Genomic DNA, 16,326 nt, shown 5'->3' with positions numbered 1-16,326 from the left:
GCTTCGGGGAACGCGGCATAGTGTGAGTTCATGAGTGAGAAGACCAGCGAAGTCGAAGAACACAGCACCCGCGGAGCGTACGTCACTGGCGGAGAGTTCACCCGGGACACCAATTACATTGAGGACAGGATCACCCGCAGCGGTTCCGGCGGACCCAACGGTGAACCCGGCTGGCCCGTGGAACCGGGCCGTTACCGGCTAATCGCAGCGCGGGCGTGCCCGTGGGCCAACCGTGCCGTGATCGTCCGCCGGCTTCTCGGCTTGGAAGATGTCATCAGCCTCGGCCAGCCTGGCCCCACCCACGACGCAAGATCCTGGACCTTCGACCTCGACCCGGATGGCAAGGACCCGGTACTTGGCATCGAGCGCCTGCAGGCAGCATTCTTCCGCCGCTTCCCGGACTACCCCCGCGGCATCACAGTCCCAGCCATAGTGGACGTCCCCAGCGGCGCGGTGGTCACCAACAACTTCCCCCAAATAACACTGGACTTCTCCACCGAGTGGAGCGAATTCCACCGTCCCGGAGCGCCGCAGCTGTACCCGGATCACCTGCGCGAGGAAATCGATCAGGTCAACAAACGCGTCTTCACCGAAGTCAACAACGGTGTTTACAGGTGCGGATTCGCCGGATCCCAGGAAGCCTACGAGGCCGCCTACGCCCGGCTGTGGACTGCGTTGGACTGGCTGGAGGAGCGGTTGAGCGGCCAGCGGTACCTCGTTGGTGACTCGATTACCGAGGCTGACGTGCGGCTCTTCACCACCCTGGCCCGTTTCGATGCCGTTTACCACGGCCACTTCAAGTGCAACCGCAACAAGCTCAGCGAAATGCCTGCCCTATGGGGCTACGCACGGGACTTGTTCCAAACTCCAGGGTTCGGCGACACCATCGATTTTGTGCAGATCAAACAGCACTACTACATGGTGCACGAGGACATTAACCCCACCAAGATCGTTCCCGTGGGCCCGGACCTCTCCGGCTGGCTCACCGAGCATGGGCGGGAATCCCTGGGCGGTAGCCCGTTCGGTGAGGGCACTCCTCCGGGCCCGGTGAAGGCCGGCGAAGAGGTTGCTCCCGGACACGGAGCGGGCTAGGACCTAGGCAGCGCCGTGGTTCAGTTCGGCCCGTGTGGGCGGATTCGCGCCTGCACGGGACACCGTAACGGCGGCAGCACGGGTAGCGTGATCCATGATGGCCGCCAACGTCTCCACCGGAATGGCGCGGAGATCGGACCGGTTCTGCGCGCCGTCCAGGCCATGATCCACAATGGCGGACAACAACCCCGCCATGAACGAGTCCCCCGCGCCTACGGTGTCCACCACGTCCACGGACGGTGACGGAATCTCCGTTTCCCCCGCCCGGCAAATGCCCCACGGTCCACGTGAACCACGGGTCACCACCACCAAGGCCGGGCCTTCGTCGCCGCCCAAAGACAGCCAGCGACGCGCAGATTCCACCGGATCAACACCGGGGTACAGCCATTCAAGGTCCTCGTCAGAGGCCTTCACGACGTCGGCAAGCACCACAAAGCGCTCGGCCTGGGTTCGCGCATACTCAACATCCGTAATGATGCTCGGCCGGCAGTTGGGGTCGAAGCTGATAGTGCTGCCCGGGTGGGCATGCTCGACGGCGGCAATCACCTCAGCGGCGCCCGGCTCCAAGAATGTGGCAATGGAACCGGTGTGCAGCAAAGTGGAGCCTTGCAGCATGAGCGGCAACCGTCCGGCGAGCCCCGGGAGCTCCCAAAGGAGGTCGAAGACGTAAGTGGCGGCGCCGTCGTCGTCGATCTGCGCGGTGGCCACGCTGGTTGGTTTTCCATCCGGCGGAAGCGGGACCATCACCGAGCTGGAACGCAGGTGCGCGGCAACGGAATCGCCGTAGCTGTCCTTGCCGTAGCGCCCAATGAACTGCACCGGGTGATCCAGACGTGCCAGGCCCACGGCAACATTGAGGGGACTCCCGCCCACGTGCGCCTCAATTCCCGAGGAGCGTTGAACCACATCCACCAAGGCTTCACCAATGACTGTCAGCATGGGGACCACTCTGCCAGAGGACGGCAGCCCCGGACCAACAATTACGAGAGCAGCCGTTGCACCAACTCGCGGCATTTCTTGTAAGCCACGGCCTTGGGGTCAATGAGGTCGAAGTGATCTCCGGGGACGCGCAGCAACTGGGCGGCACTTCCCGCCGCCGTTGCCGCCGCGACGTACGCTTCGGACTGACTCGCAGGAACGTCCTCGTCATCGGTGGCATGCACGGCATAGACGGGGACGTTGATGGGCAGTGAACTCATGGGGTCGGCATATTTATGCCGTTTGGGGAATCTATGGGAATCGCCACCCATGAGGTTGCAGACGGCCCCGTTGCTGAGGTTCAGCTTCTCCGCTGCCGCAAGGTTCAGGAGACCTGACTGGCTGACAACACCCGTCAGGTGCACCGCGTTATCCTCCGGTCCGCGCTGAAGCTGGCGGTCGGCGTCGGGCGTTCCAATGGAGGACAACTTCTGGCGCCCGGCAGCCCAGACGGCCAGGTGGCCTCCGGCTGAGTGGCCCAATGCCACCACTTTGCCGAGCTTGAGATCGTGATCCCCTGCAATATGGGACAGATGGTCGATCCCGGCGAGGATGTCCTCGAACGTATGGGGCCAACCACCGCCGTTGCCGGCCCGCCGGTACTCGAGGTTCCAGGCGGTTATGCCATGCGCCGCGAGGTCGCGGGCAAGGGGCTCACCGAGCTCAGCGCCGTACTGTGAGCGCCAGTAGCCGCCATGGATCACAACGGCGATTCCGCCAGCCACTGTGGCCGCGCCGCGATGGTTCCCGTTGGACGGTTCAGGTATGAAGAGTTCGCCCCATTGGCTGGGGTGTTCGCCGTAGCTGTACTTGTGCCGCAACATTGCGCCCTCCTTTGTACTGAGCCTATCGTGAGGATTCGCAAGTTTGGCTAGAGGCACCCCGACGGCGAGTGGCTCGGTTCAGTGTCGGACCCGCCCCGTAAGCTGGGGGCATGGCAAGCAATTGGGACAGCCTGGACCAGGCTCAGCGGGACGCAGTGGACGCGAACGTGGCGCTGTATGAGCGAGTTCGCCCTGCATTGAAGCGGGTCACAAGGGATGTGCTGCTGACTTTGCGGGACATGTTGAATGACGCTGAGGTCACTCCTTTGTTTGTTACGGGACGGACCAAAACAGTGGAGTCCTTCCGCGAAAAGATTTCCCGCACGGATGATCCTTTGGAGCCGGGCGGTCCCCGGGTGCTGAAGTTTCCGGACCCGTTCCGCACCTTGAATGACATGGTGGGCATCCGCGTCATCACCAAATTGCCCGCGGAAAACGCAGCGGTGGCCAACATCATCAAGCGCCAGCGCCAACTCTTTGATTGCCGCGGAGACCGTGAGAAGGACATCGGCTCCATCGAGTCCGGCACCTACGGATACTCCAGCCGGCACCTCATTCTGCGCACCATCCAGAACGAGACCGTGAAGGAGTACCAGCACGTCTTCAACCCGGACATGCCCGCCAACGGCAGCTACTTCTTCGAATGCCAGATCCGTACCGTGTTTGCGCACGCCTGGAGCGAGATCGAACACGACATCCGCTTCAAGGCCGAGGACCCGCGGGCCTGGACACCGCATTTTGACCGCCAATTCACTGCTACGGCAGCCATGTTGGAAACCGTGGAGAGCGCCTTCGCTGATCTTCACGAGCGCTATGAGGAAGTCCGCGGCTATTGGGACCTTGAGGGCGATGGCGGGATGCCCCTGACGCCCAACCGGGTGCGCGACGTCTGGCGTACGCTTCTTCCGCACGTTGACCGTAAAGTTGATGACGACTGGGGCTGGGCTGCCGAGCTGCTCGCCGCCCACGGACTCACCAAGACCGTGGAGCTTGCCGGGCTGCTCAGCGCCAACCGGATCACCGAGGTCCGCAAGGCCTTGGATCACCGCTACTCCCCCGGCCCGGACCGCCTCCTGGATGACCTCCTGCTGTGGCAGTACGGAACCGAACACATTGATCTCACTGCTGAGGCGCCCGACGTCGTCCCGCACCCGCGGCGCGACAGCCTCCAGCGGCGTCTTAAGCAAATTGAGCGCTACCGCCAGACTGCTTTGTAGAAGACCGCACTGTAAGGACCCATGACTCCCGAGCAACTCATGTCACTGCGGGCGACCTTCCGCTCGCCCCGCCGCCTGCTGACGGAATCCCTTGCGGGGCTTGTGGTGGCCTTGGCTTTGATCCCCGAGGCAATTGCGTTCTCCGTGATTGCCGGAGTGGATCCGCGCATCGGGTTGTTCGCTTCCTTCACCATGGGCGTGGTCACCGCCATTGTGGGCGGGCGTCCTGCCATGATCTCCGCAGCCACTGGTGCTGTGGCCCTGGTGATCGCCCCGGTGATGAAGGAACACGGGCTCGACTACCTCATTGCCACCATCATCCTGGCGGGTGTTTTCCAGATCATCCTGGCCGTCCTGGGCGTCACCAAGCTGATGCGCTTCATTCCACGGTCCGTGATGATTGGCTTCGTCAATGCACTGGCCATCCTGGTGTTCATGTCCCAGATGCCCGAGCTCTTCAACGTGCCGTGGATGGTCTACCCCATTGTCATTGTGGGCTTGGTGATCGTGTTCGGGCTGCCCCGCATCACCACGGCCATCCCTGCTCCCCTGGTGGCGATCGCGGTCATTACGCTGGTGACTGTTGTGGGCAACATCGACGTTCCCACAGTCAGCGACAAAGGCGAACTCCCGGATAGCCTTCCCGCCTTCTTCCTGCCCAACGTTCCCCTGACTCTGGAGACCTTCCGGATCATTGCACCTTTCGCGTTGTCCATGGCGCTGGTGGGCCTGCTGGAATCACTGATGACCGCCAAACTGGTGGACGACATCACGGACACCCGGTCCAATAAGACCCGTGTTTCCTGGGGACAGGGTGCAGCCAACATTGTTACTGGTTTCCTTGGCGGCCTGGGTGGCTGTGCGGTGATCGGCCAGACCATGATCAACGTCAAAGGCTCAGGGGCCCGGAGCCGGCTCTCAACGTTCCTGGCCGGCGTTTTCCTGCTGGTGCTGGTGGTTGTGTTGGGCGATGTTGTGGGCATGATCCCCATGGCCGCGTTGGTGGCAGTGATGATCTTCGTTTCGCTGATCACCTTCGACTGGCACTCCATCCAGCCGTCCACGCTCAAACGGCTGCCGAAGTCTGAAACCGCCGTCATGCTCATTACCGTTGCCGCGGTAGTGGCGACGCACAACCTTGCGGTGGGCGTCGGCGTCGGGGTTTTGACCGCCATGGTGCTCTTTGCGCGCCGGGTGGCCCACTTCGCAACGGTTGAGCGGACGGAACTGCTCCTCAATGGCGAAACCGTGGCGACGTACACGGTGGACGGCGAACTCTTCTTTGCATCGTCCAATGACCTTTACACCCAGTTCGACTATGCGAAAGATTCCTCGGAAGGCATAGATCGGGTGATCATCGATCTTCATGGTTCCCACATCTGGGATGCTTCCACGGTTGCCGTGCTGGATTCTGTGACCGAAAAGTACCGGAATCACGGGCGTGAAGTGGAATTCATTGGGCTCAACGAGGCCAGTGTTCGCATGCGCGAGCGGCTGGCCGGGAAGCTCAACTCCTAACCTCCGCACCTAGCTGAAACAGCGGTCATCTGACATATACGCTCCCCCGCAAGTAAAGAATTCGCCGCACCTGCTGGGCGGATGTGAGCATGGATGAATGCTTGAGGCAACCAATTCCCCTTCCAAAACCGAAGAACCCGCTGCGCCCGTCAATGCCGCACTGGCTGCTGAAGCCAGGATTGCGCGTATTGCCGTCACAGTGTTCCCGCTTCTGGTGGTGATTGCCGGTGTTCTTGGGTTCCTGCTCCCCGATCTTTTCAAGCCCATGGGCGTGGCTGTTCCTTACCTGCTGGGCGTCATTATGTTCTGCATGGGCCTCACGCTGACCCCGCCGGACTTTGCCTCGGTGGCGCGGCGTCCTTGGGCTGTGGCGCTGGGAATTGTTGCGCACTACGTGATCATGCCCGGTGCTGGATGGCTGATCGCCGTCCTCCTGCAGCTGCCGCCGGAACTGGCCGTGGGCTTGATCCTTGTTGGCTGTGCCCCTTCCGGCACGGCATCCAACGTCATGGCGTTCCTGGCCAAGGGAGACGTTGCACTTTCGGTGGCCGTGGCCTCAGTCTCCACACTGATCGCACCCATCGTGACCCCGGCGCTGACACTTTTCCTGGCCGGGTCCTTCCTGCAGATCGACGCTGGCGCCATGGTGACGGACATCGTGAAGACCGTGCTGTTGCCGGTGATCGCGGGCCTGCTGGCTCGTCTTTTCCTTTCGAAGCTTGTGGCCAAGGTGCTCCCGGCACTCCCCTGGGCATCCGCCGTCGTGATTTCCCTGATTGTGGCAATCGTGGTGGCCGGCAGTGCCAGCAAGATCGTGGCCGCGGGAGGAATCGTGTTCCTGGCAGTTGTCCTCCACAACGGCTTCGGCTTGGGTCTCGGATACTTGGCCGGCAAGCTCGGCCGTTTGGATGACAAGGCACGCCGAGCCTTGGCCTTTGAGGTCGGCATGCAAAACTCCGGCTTGGCTGCGACGCTGGCCACTGCGCATTTCGGCGCGCTGGCAGCCCTGCCGTCCGCCGTCTTCTCTCTGTGGCACAACATCTCGGGCGCGGTGGTTGCTGCCTGGCTGGCACGCCGTCCGCTGAAGGACTAACCCTGGGTAGTGCCCCGGCGGTGCAACCTCCAGGGTGAGGCCACCCGCAAGCCCTCGGGCGGCGTGGTTCCGGCCAGCCGGTCCAGCAGCATGCGGACAACCTGCTCGAAGATGGGGTCCGGGCCCACGGTAGTCAAAGCAGGATCGTAGGCCTGGCCCTCGGTGGAATTGCCCACACCCACAATCTGGACATCCTCCGGCACGCGGAGACCAAGGCGGTAGGCAGCGCGGATCGCCTGCAGCGCTTCCATGTCATCAGTACAGAAGATGGCCGTGGGCCGATCCGGCAATCGGAGCAACTCGAGCGCCGATTGATAAGCAGGGGCCGGGCGGTGATGTGACGTCCTCACGAGGGATTCGTCCAAGGGTATGCCCGCTCTCTCCAGCCCGGCCGCGTAGGCCGCAAAGCGGCTCTTTGGCCGGCCAGTAGGGTCTGCCCTTCGGATACAGGCAATTCTGCGGTGTGATGCCGTGAGAAAGTCCATGCACTCGGTGAGTCCGGCGTCAGCCTCAGGGGCAAGGACATCAAATCCGGCTGCTTTCATGGTCCCTGAAATGACTACTTGGGCCACGCCGCGGCGGGCCAATTCCGTGACGGTCTGGTCCTCGGACGTTGCCTCCGGGAAGTATCCGATGATGACGCCGTCGGCACCGCCGGACATCACGAACTTCCTCCAGTCGTCACCCAGCAGGATCACCGGTTGATAGCCGTGCTCAGGAAGAATCCTCGCTGCGGCAGTGGCGAGGGCGCGGTCCCATGGCCATTCCAGGTCTCCGATGGCCACGGCCACAACGTCCGTCTTGCCCCGTCGCATCCCCCGCGCCGCCTGATTGGGCACGTACCCAAGGTCCTTGACTGCGGCAAGAACCCGGTCCTGTGTGGGCTGGCTGATCCGGGTGGTGCCGCCGTGCCGACCGGAGAGCACATAGGACACTGTGGTCAGCGAAACGTCCGCCGCCTTGGCCACATCCCGAATGGTGGGCTTGGATCCCTTGCTCACGTTGCAACTCCTGGTAGACAGCGAATTCCTTGAACTCTATCTGCTGCGGAGTTGGACTCCCCTTGACGCCTTTAGTTGTGAACGTTAACAATTGCGGGAGTCCATAAATACAAGCGGGAGATCATTCGATGAAGAACTGGGCAGGAAATCTTGAGTACTCGTCTGCGGACGTCCAGCGGCCCAGCACCGTGGATGAGCTGCGCGGGCTTGTAGCTGATGCCACCCGGATTAAGGCCCTCGGTTCCCGGCACTCGTTCAACACTGTTGCCGACACCGATGGAACCCACATCCTGCTCGATGCCCTCCCCCAAGAGGTTGTTCTGGACACCGCCAAAAGCACAGTCAAGGTCAGCGGCGGCATCAGCTACGGCGCTTTGGGGCGAGCCCTTGAGGAACAGGGCTACGCCATCCACAACCTCGCTTCCCTCCCGCACATCTCCGTGGCGGGCGCCATCCAGACCGGCACGCACGGCAGTGGAGTCAACAACCCCTCCTTGGCTGCCGCCGTCGTCAGCGTTGATCTGGTGCGCGCCTCCGGCGAGCTGGTGACCCTCACAGCGGACGACGACGAATTCCTCGCCAGCGTTGTGGGGATGGGCGCACTTGGCATTGTCACAGGGCTGGAACTCGCGGTCCGGCCGAGCTATGAGGTCCGGCAACGTGTGCTCACCAACCTGTCGTGGGATGGTGCGTTGGCGAACTTCCAGGCCATCGCATCCAGTGCCTACAGCGTCAGCTTCTTCACGGACTACACGGGCGATACCATCCCGCAGGTCTGGCTCAAGGCCCTGGATACCGAGGCGGCGCTGCCGGATCTGTTCGGAGCAACCCCCGCGACGGCGGCCATGCACCCCCTGCCGGACATGTCCGCTGAGAACTGCACCGAGCAGTTGGACGTGGCAGGGAAATGGCTGGACCGCTTGCCGCACTTCCGCCATGAATTCACGCCAAGCAACGGCGAGGAACTGCAGAGCGAATTCCTCCTGCCCCTGGACCAGGCGCCCGCCGCGCTGCAGGCTGTCCGGGAACTCGCCCAGAAGCTCGCGCCGCTCCTGTTCGTCTCTGAAATCCGCACTGTGGCAGCAGATGAGTTCTGGCTCAGCCCGTTCTACCAGCAGCAAAGCGTGGCGCTCCACTTCACGTGGAAGCCCATGCAGCCCGAGGTTGAAGCGGTCCTTCCCGAGCTTGAGGAGGCCCTGCGTCCATTTGGTGCCCGTCCGCACTGGGGCAAGCTCTTTACGCCCGGCCTGTATGACTTCGCTTCTTTGTATCCGCGGTTCGAGGACTTCCGTGCCCTGGTTCAGGCCAATGACCCTTCGGGCAAGTTCCGGAACGGCTTGCTGGACAGCGTGCTGGGCGTTACGGTTACGTCCTAGCCTTGGCACCACGTCGCTAACCCGCTTCTCCGTTGCTGGGCAGCGATGGAAAAGCGGGTTGGCAACGGAAGAGCGCGGCTTACTCGATGTGGGCCAGCACAGCCCCGGCCGTAACCACGCCGCCGGGCGCGGACAGGACCTCTGAGAGGGTGCCTGCACGATGGGCGGGGACCTGGGTTTCCATTTTCATGGCTTCCAGGACCACCAAAGGATCACCTGCCGCTACGTTGGCGCCCGGTTCAACGAGCCACTTCACCACTGTGCCGGACATGCTGGAGACCAAGGCCGACTCGGCTGGTGAGTCTGCACTGGTGTCAGAGCCGGGCAGCCCCGTCACGTCCGAGGCAGCCGGCAGTCCTTGGCCGGATCGAGCCCAGCCATCCAAAAGGTCTGCCGGAAGTCCAACAGCCAGGCGTTTGCCGTCCACGTCAACGGTGATGGTCCGCCGCTTCCCTTCCGGAGCAACCACGCTGTATTCGGGATCCACGGGAATCTGGTCTGCGAAGTCGGTCTCTATCCAGCGGGTGTGGATGTTCAAGCCGGCAACTGAGGTGAAGTCCTCGGACTCCAGAACAGCCCTGTGGAACGGCAGGACAGTGGCCAGCCCCGTGATGTTAATTTCGGCCAGGGCACGGCGCGCACGGCGCAGGGCCTGCTGCCTGTCCGCTCCGGTGACGATGAGTTTGGCCAACAGGGAGTCGAACTGCGGCGCCACGTATGAGCCGGACCGGACTCCGGTGTCCAATCGGATGCCCGGCCCTGTAGGAGCCTCAAAAGAAGCTACTGTGCCCGGGGACGGCAAGAACCCGCGGCCCACATCCTCGGCGTTGATGCGGAACTCAAAGGAATGACCCCGCGCCACCGGATCCTCGGTGATGCTCAGCGGCAAACCGGCGGCAATCCGGAACTGCTCCTGCACCAGGTCAATCCCGGCAGTTTCCTCTGTGATGGGATGCTCAACCTGGAGGCGCGTGTTGACCTCGAGGAACGCCACGGCGCCATCGGCGGACACCAGGAATTCCACCGTTCCGGCCCCGTAGTAGCCGGCTTCGCGAACAATGGCCTTGGAGCCCTCGTAGATTCGCTGCCGCTGTTCATCGCTCAAGAACGGAGCCGGAGCCTCTTCCACCAGCTTCTGGTGACGGCGCTGGAGGGAGCAATCGCGGGTGCCCACCACAACCACGTTGCCGAGTTTGTCTGCAACGATCTGGGCTTCCACATGCCGTGGGCGGTCAAGGTACTGCTCCACGAAGCACTCGCCACGGCCAAAGGCAGCAACAGCTTCGCGGACTGCGGAGTCAAACGCTTCCTCAACCTCGGCGAGCTCCCGGACCACCTTCAATCCGCGGCCACCACCACCAAACGCAGCCTTAATGGCCAGCGGGAGTCCATGTTCCTCGGCAAAAGCCCGGGCCTCCGCGGCGGAGGAAACGGGGCCATCACTGCCCGCAACCAAGGGAGCTCCGGCGCGGACGGCGATTTCGCGGGCCGTGATCTTGTTGCCCAACTGACGAATCGACTCCGGTGACGGACCGATCCACTCAAGTCCGGCGTCGAGCACTGCTTGTGCAAAGTCCGCATTCTCGGACAGGAAACCGTACCCGGGGTGGACGGCATCCGCGCCGGACTTTTCCGCAACGGCAAGCAGCTTTCCCATGTTCAAGTACGTCTCAGCCGGCGAGTTTCCGTCCAGGCTGTAGGCTTCGTCGGCAGCGCCAACGTGCATGGCATCGGCATCGATGTCTGCGTAGACGGCGACGGACAGGATGCCAGCGTCGTCACAGGCTCGGGCAACGCGGACGGCAATTTCGCCACGGTTCGCGATCAGGACCTTGCGCATCAAATACTCACTTCTCTGGGGTCTTCGTTGTGGTGAAGCTGGGGGAATCCGGGACGAGCCGGAAGCGGATCTTTCCACCAATGGGAACCTGCGCGGCGAGATCAAGGTGTTCGTCACGAACCACTCCGATCACCGGGTAACCGCCAGTGATGGGGTGATCGGCCAGGAACAGGACGGGCAAACCGGCGGGCGGAATCTGCAGGGCACCGGCCATGGTCCCCTCGCTGGGGAGTTCGCCTTCCCGTGTGCGCTTCAACGGTGTGCCATCCAGACGCATGCCCACCCGGTTGGACTGCGGGGTGACCAGCCACTCCTGCGCGCAGAGAGAATCCAGGGCGTCTTGGTTGAACCAGTCGGCACGCGGCCCGGGGACAACGTCCAGTACCGTGACGCCAGTGCCGGGGAAGTCGGGCTGCAGCTCGGGGGCCCCCACCGCTGTGGACGCCGTGTGGTGCCCGACCTTGAGGACCTGCCTGATGACCAATGGTGCCGGCCCGATTCCACTCATGGTGTCCGCCGAGCGGCTACCCAAGACCTCCGGCACATCAACGCCGCCACGGATCGCCACGTAGTTCCGGAACCCCGACTCGGGAGCGCCCAAGGTGAGCACTTCGCCGTCGAGCAACGCGAACGGTGCGGCCATGGGGACGGTCCGCGTCGCACCCGACCGGACGTCGCCGTCGTCGGACTCAACCCACGACGGCGACCCGACAGTCAGCGCTACCGGCGCACCTGTCACAGCAATCACTTGGTCGCCTACAGCTTCCACGGTGAGCCCGCCATTGACGGATTCGATGGCCGCAGCTGAGGAAGCGTTCCCCACCAATCGGTTGGCCCGTCGCAGGGAAGCCCTGTCCAGGGCCCCGGCGGCAGAGACGCCCAATGGACCGTAACCCCGGCGGCCGAGGTCCTGGATCAGGCTCTGTGCACCCGGATTGAGAATCCTTAGTCCGGACTCAGTGTGGTGCTCCTTGTCAGGTTCGCCCACTGGAGAATCACTAGCCGTCACAACCTCGCGGACCGCGCGGTACTGAACCCGATCCCCGGGGCGGACAAGTGCTGGCTGGGCACGGTCAAGATCCCACATCCGTGCGCCGGTCCGGCCGATCAGCTGCCAACCGCCCGGCGACCGGCGGGGGTAGACCGCGGAATACTGTCCACCGAGAGCCACCGAACCAGCAGGAACGGCTGTACGCGGGGAAGAGCGCCGTGGAACCGTGAGGGCCTCGTTTTCACCCACCATGTAACCGAAGCCTGGTGCGAAGCCGGCAAAGGCTACGGTCCAGACCTGGCCCGTGTGCGCCGCGACGACGCCCTCCAGGCTCAGTCCGGTGAGCTCCGCGACATCGGCGAGGTCGTCGCCGTCGTACACGGTATCGATGACCACCAGCCCGGAGTCAGTGACCTCCGGAGCAAACAGTTCCAACTCCATGAGCCGTGCGCCGATGGCGCGGGTGGCGGCCGCGGACTCGCCAACCACCATCACCGTCTCCGCGGCGGCGAGAACGTCCACTTGGCCGGGAAGCGGGGACTTGTTGAGCATGTCCTGCAGCGCGAGGACATCCTGCAGGCCATCCAATTCGGCCAGCACGGCGCGGGTGCCGACGGGCCTGACGGAGCGAACCCTCTTGGCTGTGGCTGTGTGCATCACGGTTTCCATTGTTCGTTACGCCGCCGGCTGAGCGTGCGTCCCCTGCATGAGTCGGACATCTTCTTCCGGCTTGGGGTCGCGGCCGAGGAGCATGCCCACAATGGTGACAACGGCGGCCACCAGGATGTAGACGGCGATCAGGTACCAGCCACCACCCGCAGCGCCGTACAGTGCGGTGAAGATGATGGGAGCAACGGCTCCACCAATGACGCCAGCCAGGGTGTAAGCCAGGGAGCTGCCGGCGTAGCGGAGCCTGGCCGGGAACTGCTCGGTGATGAAGGCCGCCTGGGGGCCGTACATGAAAGCGTGCAGTGCCAGGCCGATCACGGTGCCGACTGTCAGCATGGCTACGGACTTGCCCTGGATCATCAGGAAGAACAAGGGAATGTAAGCAGCTGTGGCAGCTGCCGCGATTCCGTAAACCCAGCGACGGTTGAAACGGTCCGTCAGCGCCCCGGCCGCGGGGATCAGGAAGAGCTGGAATGCGGAGCCGATCAAGATGGCAGACAGGACGTTGCCGGTGGTCATGCCCAGTTCCTTGGTGGCATAAACCGCCACAAACACGGTGAACAGCGCGTAAAGGATGTCAGGGCAAACACGGGAAAGCGCTGCTGCCACCAAAGCCTTGGGCTGGGTAGTGAACACTTCCTTGATGGGAGCCTTGGGGCGATCCCCGTGGGCCTGGATGGCCTTGAAGACAGGGGTTTCCTCAAGCTTGAGCCGGATGATCAGACCGAAGACCACCAGGAGTGCGGAAGCCAGGAAGGCTACGCGCCAGCCCCAGGAGAGGAAGGCCTCTTCACTCAGGGAAGCGGCGAGAATGGCGAGAACACCGTTGGCCATGAGGTTGCCGGCCGGCGGGCCGATCTGGGCCGCGGAAGACCAGAAGCCTCGCTTGTTGGGGTCGCCGAATTCACTGGACAGCAGCACTGCACCGCCCCACTCGCCGCCCACGCCAATGCCCTGTGCCAAACGCAGCAAAACAAGAATGGTGGGGGCCGCGACGCCGATCACTGAGTAATCCGGCAGCGCACCGATGAGGACCGTGGCCACGCCGATCAGGACGAGCGTGAACACCAGGACATACTTACGGCCGATCTTGTCACCAAGACGGCCGAAGATGACGCCACCAATCGGACGGGCAAGGTAGCCCACGGCGAACGCTGAGAAGGAGAGCAGCAGCGCGACAAATTCGTCATTGCCCGGGAAGAAGATCTTGGGGAATACCAGGGCCGAGGCCACCGAGTAGATAGCGAAGTCGTAGTACTCCAGCGACGTTCCGGTGAGGCTGGCTACGTACGCCTTAATGGCACCGGGCGGTGGCTTCCTTGTCGCTGCCTTGGCTGCATTGTTGGTGCTGGTCATGATGTCCTCCGGGGGGATGAGGGATGGTGCGGGGAGCCCGGGATGGGCTAGAGGAACGAGCCGACGGTAACGCCGGCATCGCCCAGAGCGGACTTCACAGCGGTTGCCATCGCAACGGCTCCGGGTGAGTCACCATGCACGCAGATGCTCTCTGCGCGGATATTCAGGATGGAACCGTCAATGGTTTTGACGGTTTGTTCGGTAGCCATCCGAAGGACGTGTTGGGCCACTTCGGCGGGATCGTGGAGAACGGCGCCCGGTTGTGAACGGGAAACCAGCGTGCCGTCCGGGTTGTAGGCTCGGTCCGCGAACGCCTCGGAAACGCCCCGAAGGCCGGCTTCCTCCGCCAGACGCAGTACCTCGGAACCGGGGAGGCCAAGGATCGGAAGGTTGGGGTCAACCGACTTCACAGCATCGACGACGGCGCGTGCCTGTGCGGTGTGCTTCACGATCGCGTTGTAGAGGCCACCGTGGGGCTTGACGTACTGGACACGGGCTCCCGTAGTGGCCGCCAGGGCCTGGAGAGCCCCGATCTGATACACCACGTCGTCAGCCAGTTCCGTGGGATCGATGTCCATGAAGCGGCGGCCAAATCCCGCGAGGTCGCGGTAACCAACATGGGCGCCAATAACGACGCCGGCCTTGGCCGCCTTTTCGCAGGTGCTGCGGATGACGCTTGGGTCACCGGCGTGGAATCCGCAGGCAACGTTGGCACTGGACACCGACTCAAACATGGCCGCGTCATCACCGAGTGTCCAGCGCCCGAAAGACTCTCCGACGTCGCTGTTCAGATCGATGATTGCCATGATGTGATCCCTGCCTCGTGATGTGCGTTACATCTAGGATGCACCAATCTGCTGGATTGTTCAACAATCCAGCGATCCTAATTTTCGGCAATCGTGTAATTTTGGTGTCATGGCCGGTGTAGATCAGGAAAAAAGCGAACACGTTGGCCTTGATAGCGCCCGGGCTCGCGTCCGGATGAGGGTTCCATCCGTAGCTGAAAGAGTTGCCGAGGAACTGCGCTATCAATTGGCCGAGGGCTTCCTGGTGCCGGGTGCCAAACTCACCGAAGCCACTATTGCCGAGGATCTGGGAGTATCCCGGAACACCGTCCGCGAAGCATTCGCCGAGCTTGCCGGTGAGCGGCTGCTCCTCCGGCAGCCCAATAAGGGTGTCTTTGTTGCCACTCTCGAAGCAGGCGACATCCACGATGTTTATACGGTTCGCCGGGCAATAGAGGTCAGCTCAATCCGCGCGGGTGGTTCGCCGGAGCGGATCGCCGCCGTCAGGGCCGCCGTCGAGGAAGGCAAGCGGGCAGAGTCCGCCAACGACAACGCAGGCCTGGGCAGCGCAAACCAGCATTTCCATGGGGCAATTGTGGCCCTCGCGGAGAGCAACCGCTTGAACACGATCATGGCGCAGATCCTGGCCGAGATGCGGCTCTACTTCCACAAAGCCACCATGAACGCCCACTTCTACAGTGATTGGCTGAAGGAAAACGAGCAGATCTGCTCAGCGTTGGAGTCCGGGGAATTGGAAAGGGCCGGGGACCTACTCCTGGCCTACCTCAACCGTTCAGAGCAGCAGCAAACCGCCATCCACGGCGAATAGTCAGCGCTTGCCCTTTTTGCGGGAACCCTTGCCGCGGCCCTTGTCCGGATTCGGGGCGTAGCGCTGCGCGACCGCAGGCTTCTTGGGCCCTCCGCCGCGACGATCCGGCTTGGGTGCCTTCTTGGGCTTCTCCTGCTGGGCGGAAGGCTGGCGTGAACTCTGGGCTGTCCGCCCACGCACTATGCCAATGAATTCTTCAATCACTGGACTGTCGCTTCCAACAATCCAGGCAAGGCCGATCTGAGTGGTGGGAGCCCCGGTCAAGCGGCGCATGACAGTGTCTTTAGCATTCAGGTGTCGCGCCACGGACATCGGCAGAATGGCCAGCCCTGCACCGGAAGCAACCACCTGGAGGGCCATGTCCGGCCCGCCCATCTCGTCGATGTCCAGGAAGTTTTCCTCGGCGAGATCATCCAGTGCCACTTCCTCAAACACTGAGATCTCGTGTCCTTTGGGTGCCACCACGACGGGCTGCTCTTCATACAGGGGGATGACGTTCAGGCCCTCGCGGTCCACGGGCAACCGAACAAAGCTGAGGTCAGCCAAACCGTCACGCAACACCGAAACTTGAGCGGCGTCGTCGGACATGAACGAGTGCAAGGGGAAGTGGGGCATCCGTTCTTCCCACCGCCGTATCCACTTCCCAGGCGTCACACCGGCCACATAGGCGAAGCGGAGACCGGCTAGGGGTTCGGTTGTTTCGGCGGATTCTTCAGCGTCTGGCACACACTCACAGTACCGGCCAGATACCCTTGAA

Annotated in this window: 14 protein-coding genes; 6 read left to right on the top strand and 8 right to left on the bottom strand. The window is 62.9% G+C overall.

The window, feature by feature from the left end:
- Positions 1-30: 30 nt before the first annotated feature.
- Positions 31-1,092, top strand: coding sequence for a glutathione S-transferase family protein (locus ABI796_RS00280; RefSeq protein WP_141282875.1), 1,062 nt, complete (start codon positions 31-33; stop codon positions 1,090-1,092).
- A 3-nt stretch (positions 1,093-1,095) separates the two neighbouring features.
- Here the strand turns inward: ABI796_RS00280 and ABI796_RS00275 are convergent, their stop codons facing one another.
- Positions 1,096-2,031 (bottom strand): carbohydrate kinase, encoded by a 936-nt coding sequence (locus tag ABI796_RS00275; RefSeq protein ID WP_141282877.1) that lies wholly within the window; start codon positions 2,029-2,031, stop codon positions 1,096-1,098.
- A 41-nt stretch (positions 2,032-2,072) separates the two neighbouring features.
- Positions 2,073-2,894, bottom strand: a complete 822-nt coding sequence (locus ABI796_RS00270; RefSeq protein WP_141282879.1) for an alpha/beta hydrolase — start codon at positions 2,892-2,894, stop codon at positions 2,073-2,075.
- 110 nt (positions 2,895-3,004) lie between these two features.
- Here ABI796_RS00270 and ABI796_RS00265 point away from each other — a divergent pair, with 110 nt between their 5' ends.
- The 3 genes from ABI796_RS00265 (at position 3,005) to ABI796_RS00255 (ending at position 6,722) form a co-directional block, all read left to right on the top strand.
- Positions 3,005-4,111 carry a GTP pyrophosphokinase family protein gene (locus tag ABI796_RS00265; RefSeq protein WP_141282881.1) on the top strand — a complete coding sequence of 369 codons (1,107 nt, stop codon included), beginning with the start codon at positions 3,005-3,007 and terminating at the stop codon, positions 4,109-4,111.
- Between the two features lie 21 nt (positions 4,112-4,132).
- On the top strand, positions 4,133-5,629 hold the full coding sequence (locus tag ABI796_RS00260; protein ID WP_141282883.1) for a SulP family inorganic anion transporter: 1,497 nt from the start codon (positions 4,133-4,135) through the stop codon (positions 5,627-5,629).
- Between the two features lie 97 nt (positions 5,630-5,726).
- The gene (locus ABI796_RS00255; protein ID WP_141282885.1) at positions 5,727-6,722 is read left to right on the top strand and encodes a bile acid:sodium symporter family protein; all 996 of its coding nucleotides are present in this window, start codon (positions 5,727-5,729) and stop codon (positions 6,720-6,722) included.
- On the opposite strand, the gene ABI796_RS00250 is transcribed toward ABI796_RS00255, so the two are convergent.
- Positions 6,719-7,723: a LacI family DNA-binding transcriptional regulator gene (locus ABI796_RS00250; protein WP_141282887.1), complete on the bottom strand. Its 1,005-nt coding sequence runs from the start codon at positions 7,721-7,723 to the stop codon at positions 6,719-6,721. The genes ABI796_RS00255 and ABI796_RS00250 overlap by 4 nt on opposite strands.
- Positions 7,724-7,851: 128 nt before the next feature.
- Between ABI796_RS00250 and ABI796_RS00245 the strand changes: the two genes are divergently transcribed.
- Complete coding sequence (locus ABI796_RS00245; protein WP_141282890.1) at positions 7,852-9,099, top strand: D-arabinono-1,4-lactone oxidase; 1,248 nt, start codon at positions 7,852-7,854, stop codon at positions 9,097-9,099.
- Between the two features lie 79 nt (positions 9,100-9,178).
- Here the strand turns inward: ABI796_RS00245 and ABI796_RS00240 are convergent, their stop codons facing one another.
- The 4 genes from ABI796_RS00240 to ABI796_RS00225 are packed head-to-tail and all read right to left on the bottom strand — an operon-like array spanning position 9,179 to position 14,761.
- A complete protein-coding gene (locus tag ABI796_RS00240; protein WP_141282891.1) occupies positions 9,179-10,939 on the bottom strand; it encodes an acetyl/propionyl/methylcrotonyl-CoA carboxylase subunit alpha in 1,761 nt (586 codons plus the stop codon).
- A gap of 7 nt (positions 10,940-10,946) precedes the next feature.
- Positions 10,947-12,599, bottom strand: a complete 1,653-nt coding sequence (locus ABI796_RS00235; protein WP_141282893.1) for a 5-oxoprolinase/urea amidolyase family protein — start codon at positions 12,597-12,599, stop codon at positions 10,947-10,949.
- 6 nt (positions 12,600-12,605) lie between these two features.
- Positions 12,606-13,955, bottom strand: a complete 1,350-nt coding sequence (locus ABI796_RS00230; protein ID WP_141282895.1) for an MFS transporter — start codon at positions 13,953-13,955, stop codon at positions 12,606-12,608.
- Between the two features lie 47 nt (positions 13,956-14,002).
- Entirely contained in the window at positions 14,003-14,761 is a 759-nt protein-coding gene (locus ABI796_RS00225; protein WP_141282897.1) for a LamB/YcsF family protein, read from the bottom strand.
- 109 nt (positions 14,762-14,870) lie between these two features.
- Between ABI796_RS00225 and ABI796_RS00220 the strand changes: the two genes are divergently transcribed.
- Positions 14,871-15,569, top strand: coding sequence for a GntR family transcriptional regulator (locus tag ABI796_RS00220; protein ID WP_141282899.1), 699 nt, complete (start codon positions 14,871-14,873; stop codon positions 15,567-15,569).
- Here the strand turns inward: ABI796_RS00220 and ABI796_RS00215 are convergent, their stop codons facing one another.
- The gene (locus ABI796_RS00215) at positions 15,570-16,295 is read right to left on the bottom strand and encodes a LysR family substrate-binding domain-containing protein (protein WP_141282901.1); all 726 of its coding nucleotides are present in this window, start codon (positions 16,293-16,295) and stop codon (positions 15,570-15,572) included. It abuts the gene before it with no gap.
- Between the last annotated feature and the right edge of the window lie 31 nt (positions 16,296-16,326).

It is taken from the genome of Paenarthrobacter aurescens, assembly GCF_041549525.1.
In the GTDB taxonomy this organism is placed as follows: Bacteria; Actinomycetota; Actinomycetes; order Actinomycetales; family Micrococcaceae; genus Arthrobacter; species Arthrobacter aurescens.
The sequence above is the reverse complement of the archived record's forward strand: the minus strand, read 5'-3'. Positions and strand labels throughout refer to the sequence as shown.

Coding starts and splice junctions, on each gene's coding strand:
- ABI796_RS00235 (WP_141282893.1), bottom strand. CDS start 12,599: ATGGAAACCGTGATGCACACAGCCACAGCCAAGAGGGTTCGCTCCGTC.
- ABI796_RS00275 (WP_141282877.1), bottom strand. CDS start 2,031: ATGCTGACAGTCATTGGTGAAGCCTTGGTGGATGTGGTTCAACGCTCC.
- ABI796_RS00220 (WP_141282899.1), top strand. CDS start 14,871: ATGGCCGGTGTAGATCAGGAAAAAAGCGAACACGTTGGCCTTGATAGC.
- ABI796_RS00245 (WP_141282890.1), top strand. CDS start 7,852: ATGAAGAACTGGGCAGGAAATCTTGAGTACTCGTCTGCGGACGTCCAG.
- ABI796_RS00265 (WP_141282881.1), top strand. CDS start 3,005: ATGGCAAGCAATTGGGACAGCCTGGACCAGGCTCAGCGGGACGCAGTG.
- ABI796_RS00230 (WP_141282895.1), bottom strand. CDS start 13,955: ATGACCAGCACCAACAATGCAGCCAAGGCAGCGACAAGGAAGCCACCG.
- ABI796_RS00260 (WP_141282883.1), top strand. CDS start 4,133: ATGACTCCCGAGCAACTCATGTCACTGCGGGCGACCTTCCGCTCGCCC.
- ABI796_RS00240 (WP_141282891.1), bottom strand. CDS start 10,939: ATGCGCAAGGTCCTGATCGCGAACCGTGGCGAAATTGCCGTCCGCGTT.
- ABI796_RS00280 (WP_141282875.1), top strand. CDS start 31: ATGAGTGAGAAGACCAGCGAAGTCGAAGAACACAGCACCCGCGGAGCG.
- ABI796_RS00255 (WP_141282885.1), top strand. CDS start 5,727: ATGCTTGAGGCAACCAATTCCCCTTCCAAAACCGAAGAACCCGCTGCG.
- ABI796_RS00270 (WP_141282879.1), bottom strand. CDS start 2,894: ATGTTGCGGCACAAGTACAGCTACGGCGAACACCCCAGCCAATGGGGC.
- ABI796_RS00225 (WP_141282897.1), bottom strand. CDS start 14,761: ATGGCAATCATCGATCTGAACAGCGACGTCGGAGAGTCTTTCGGGCGC.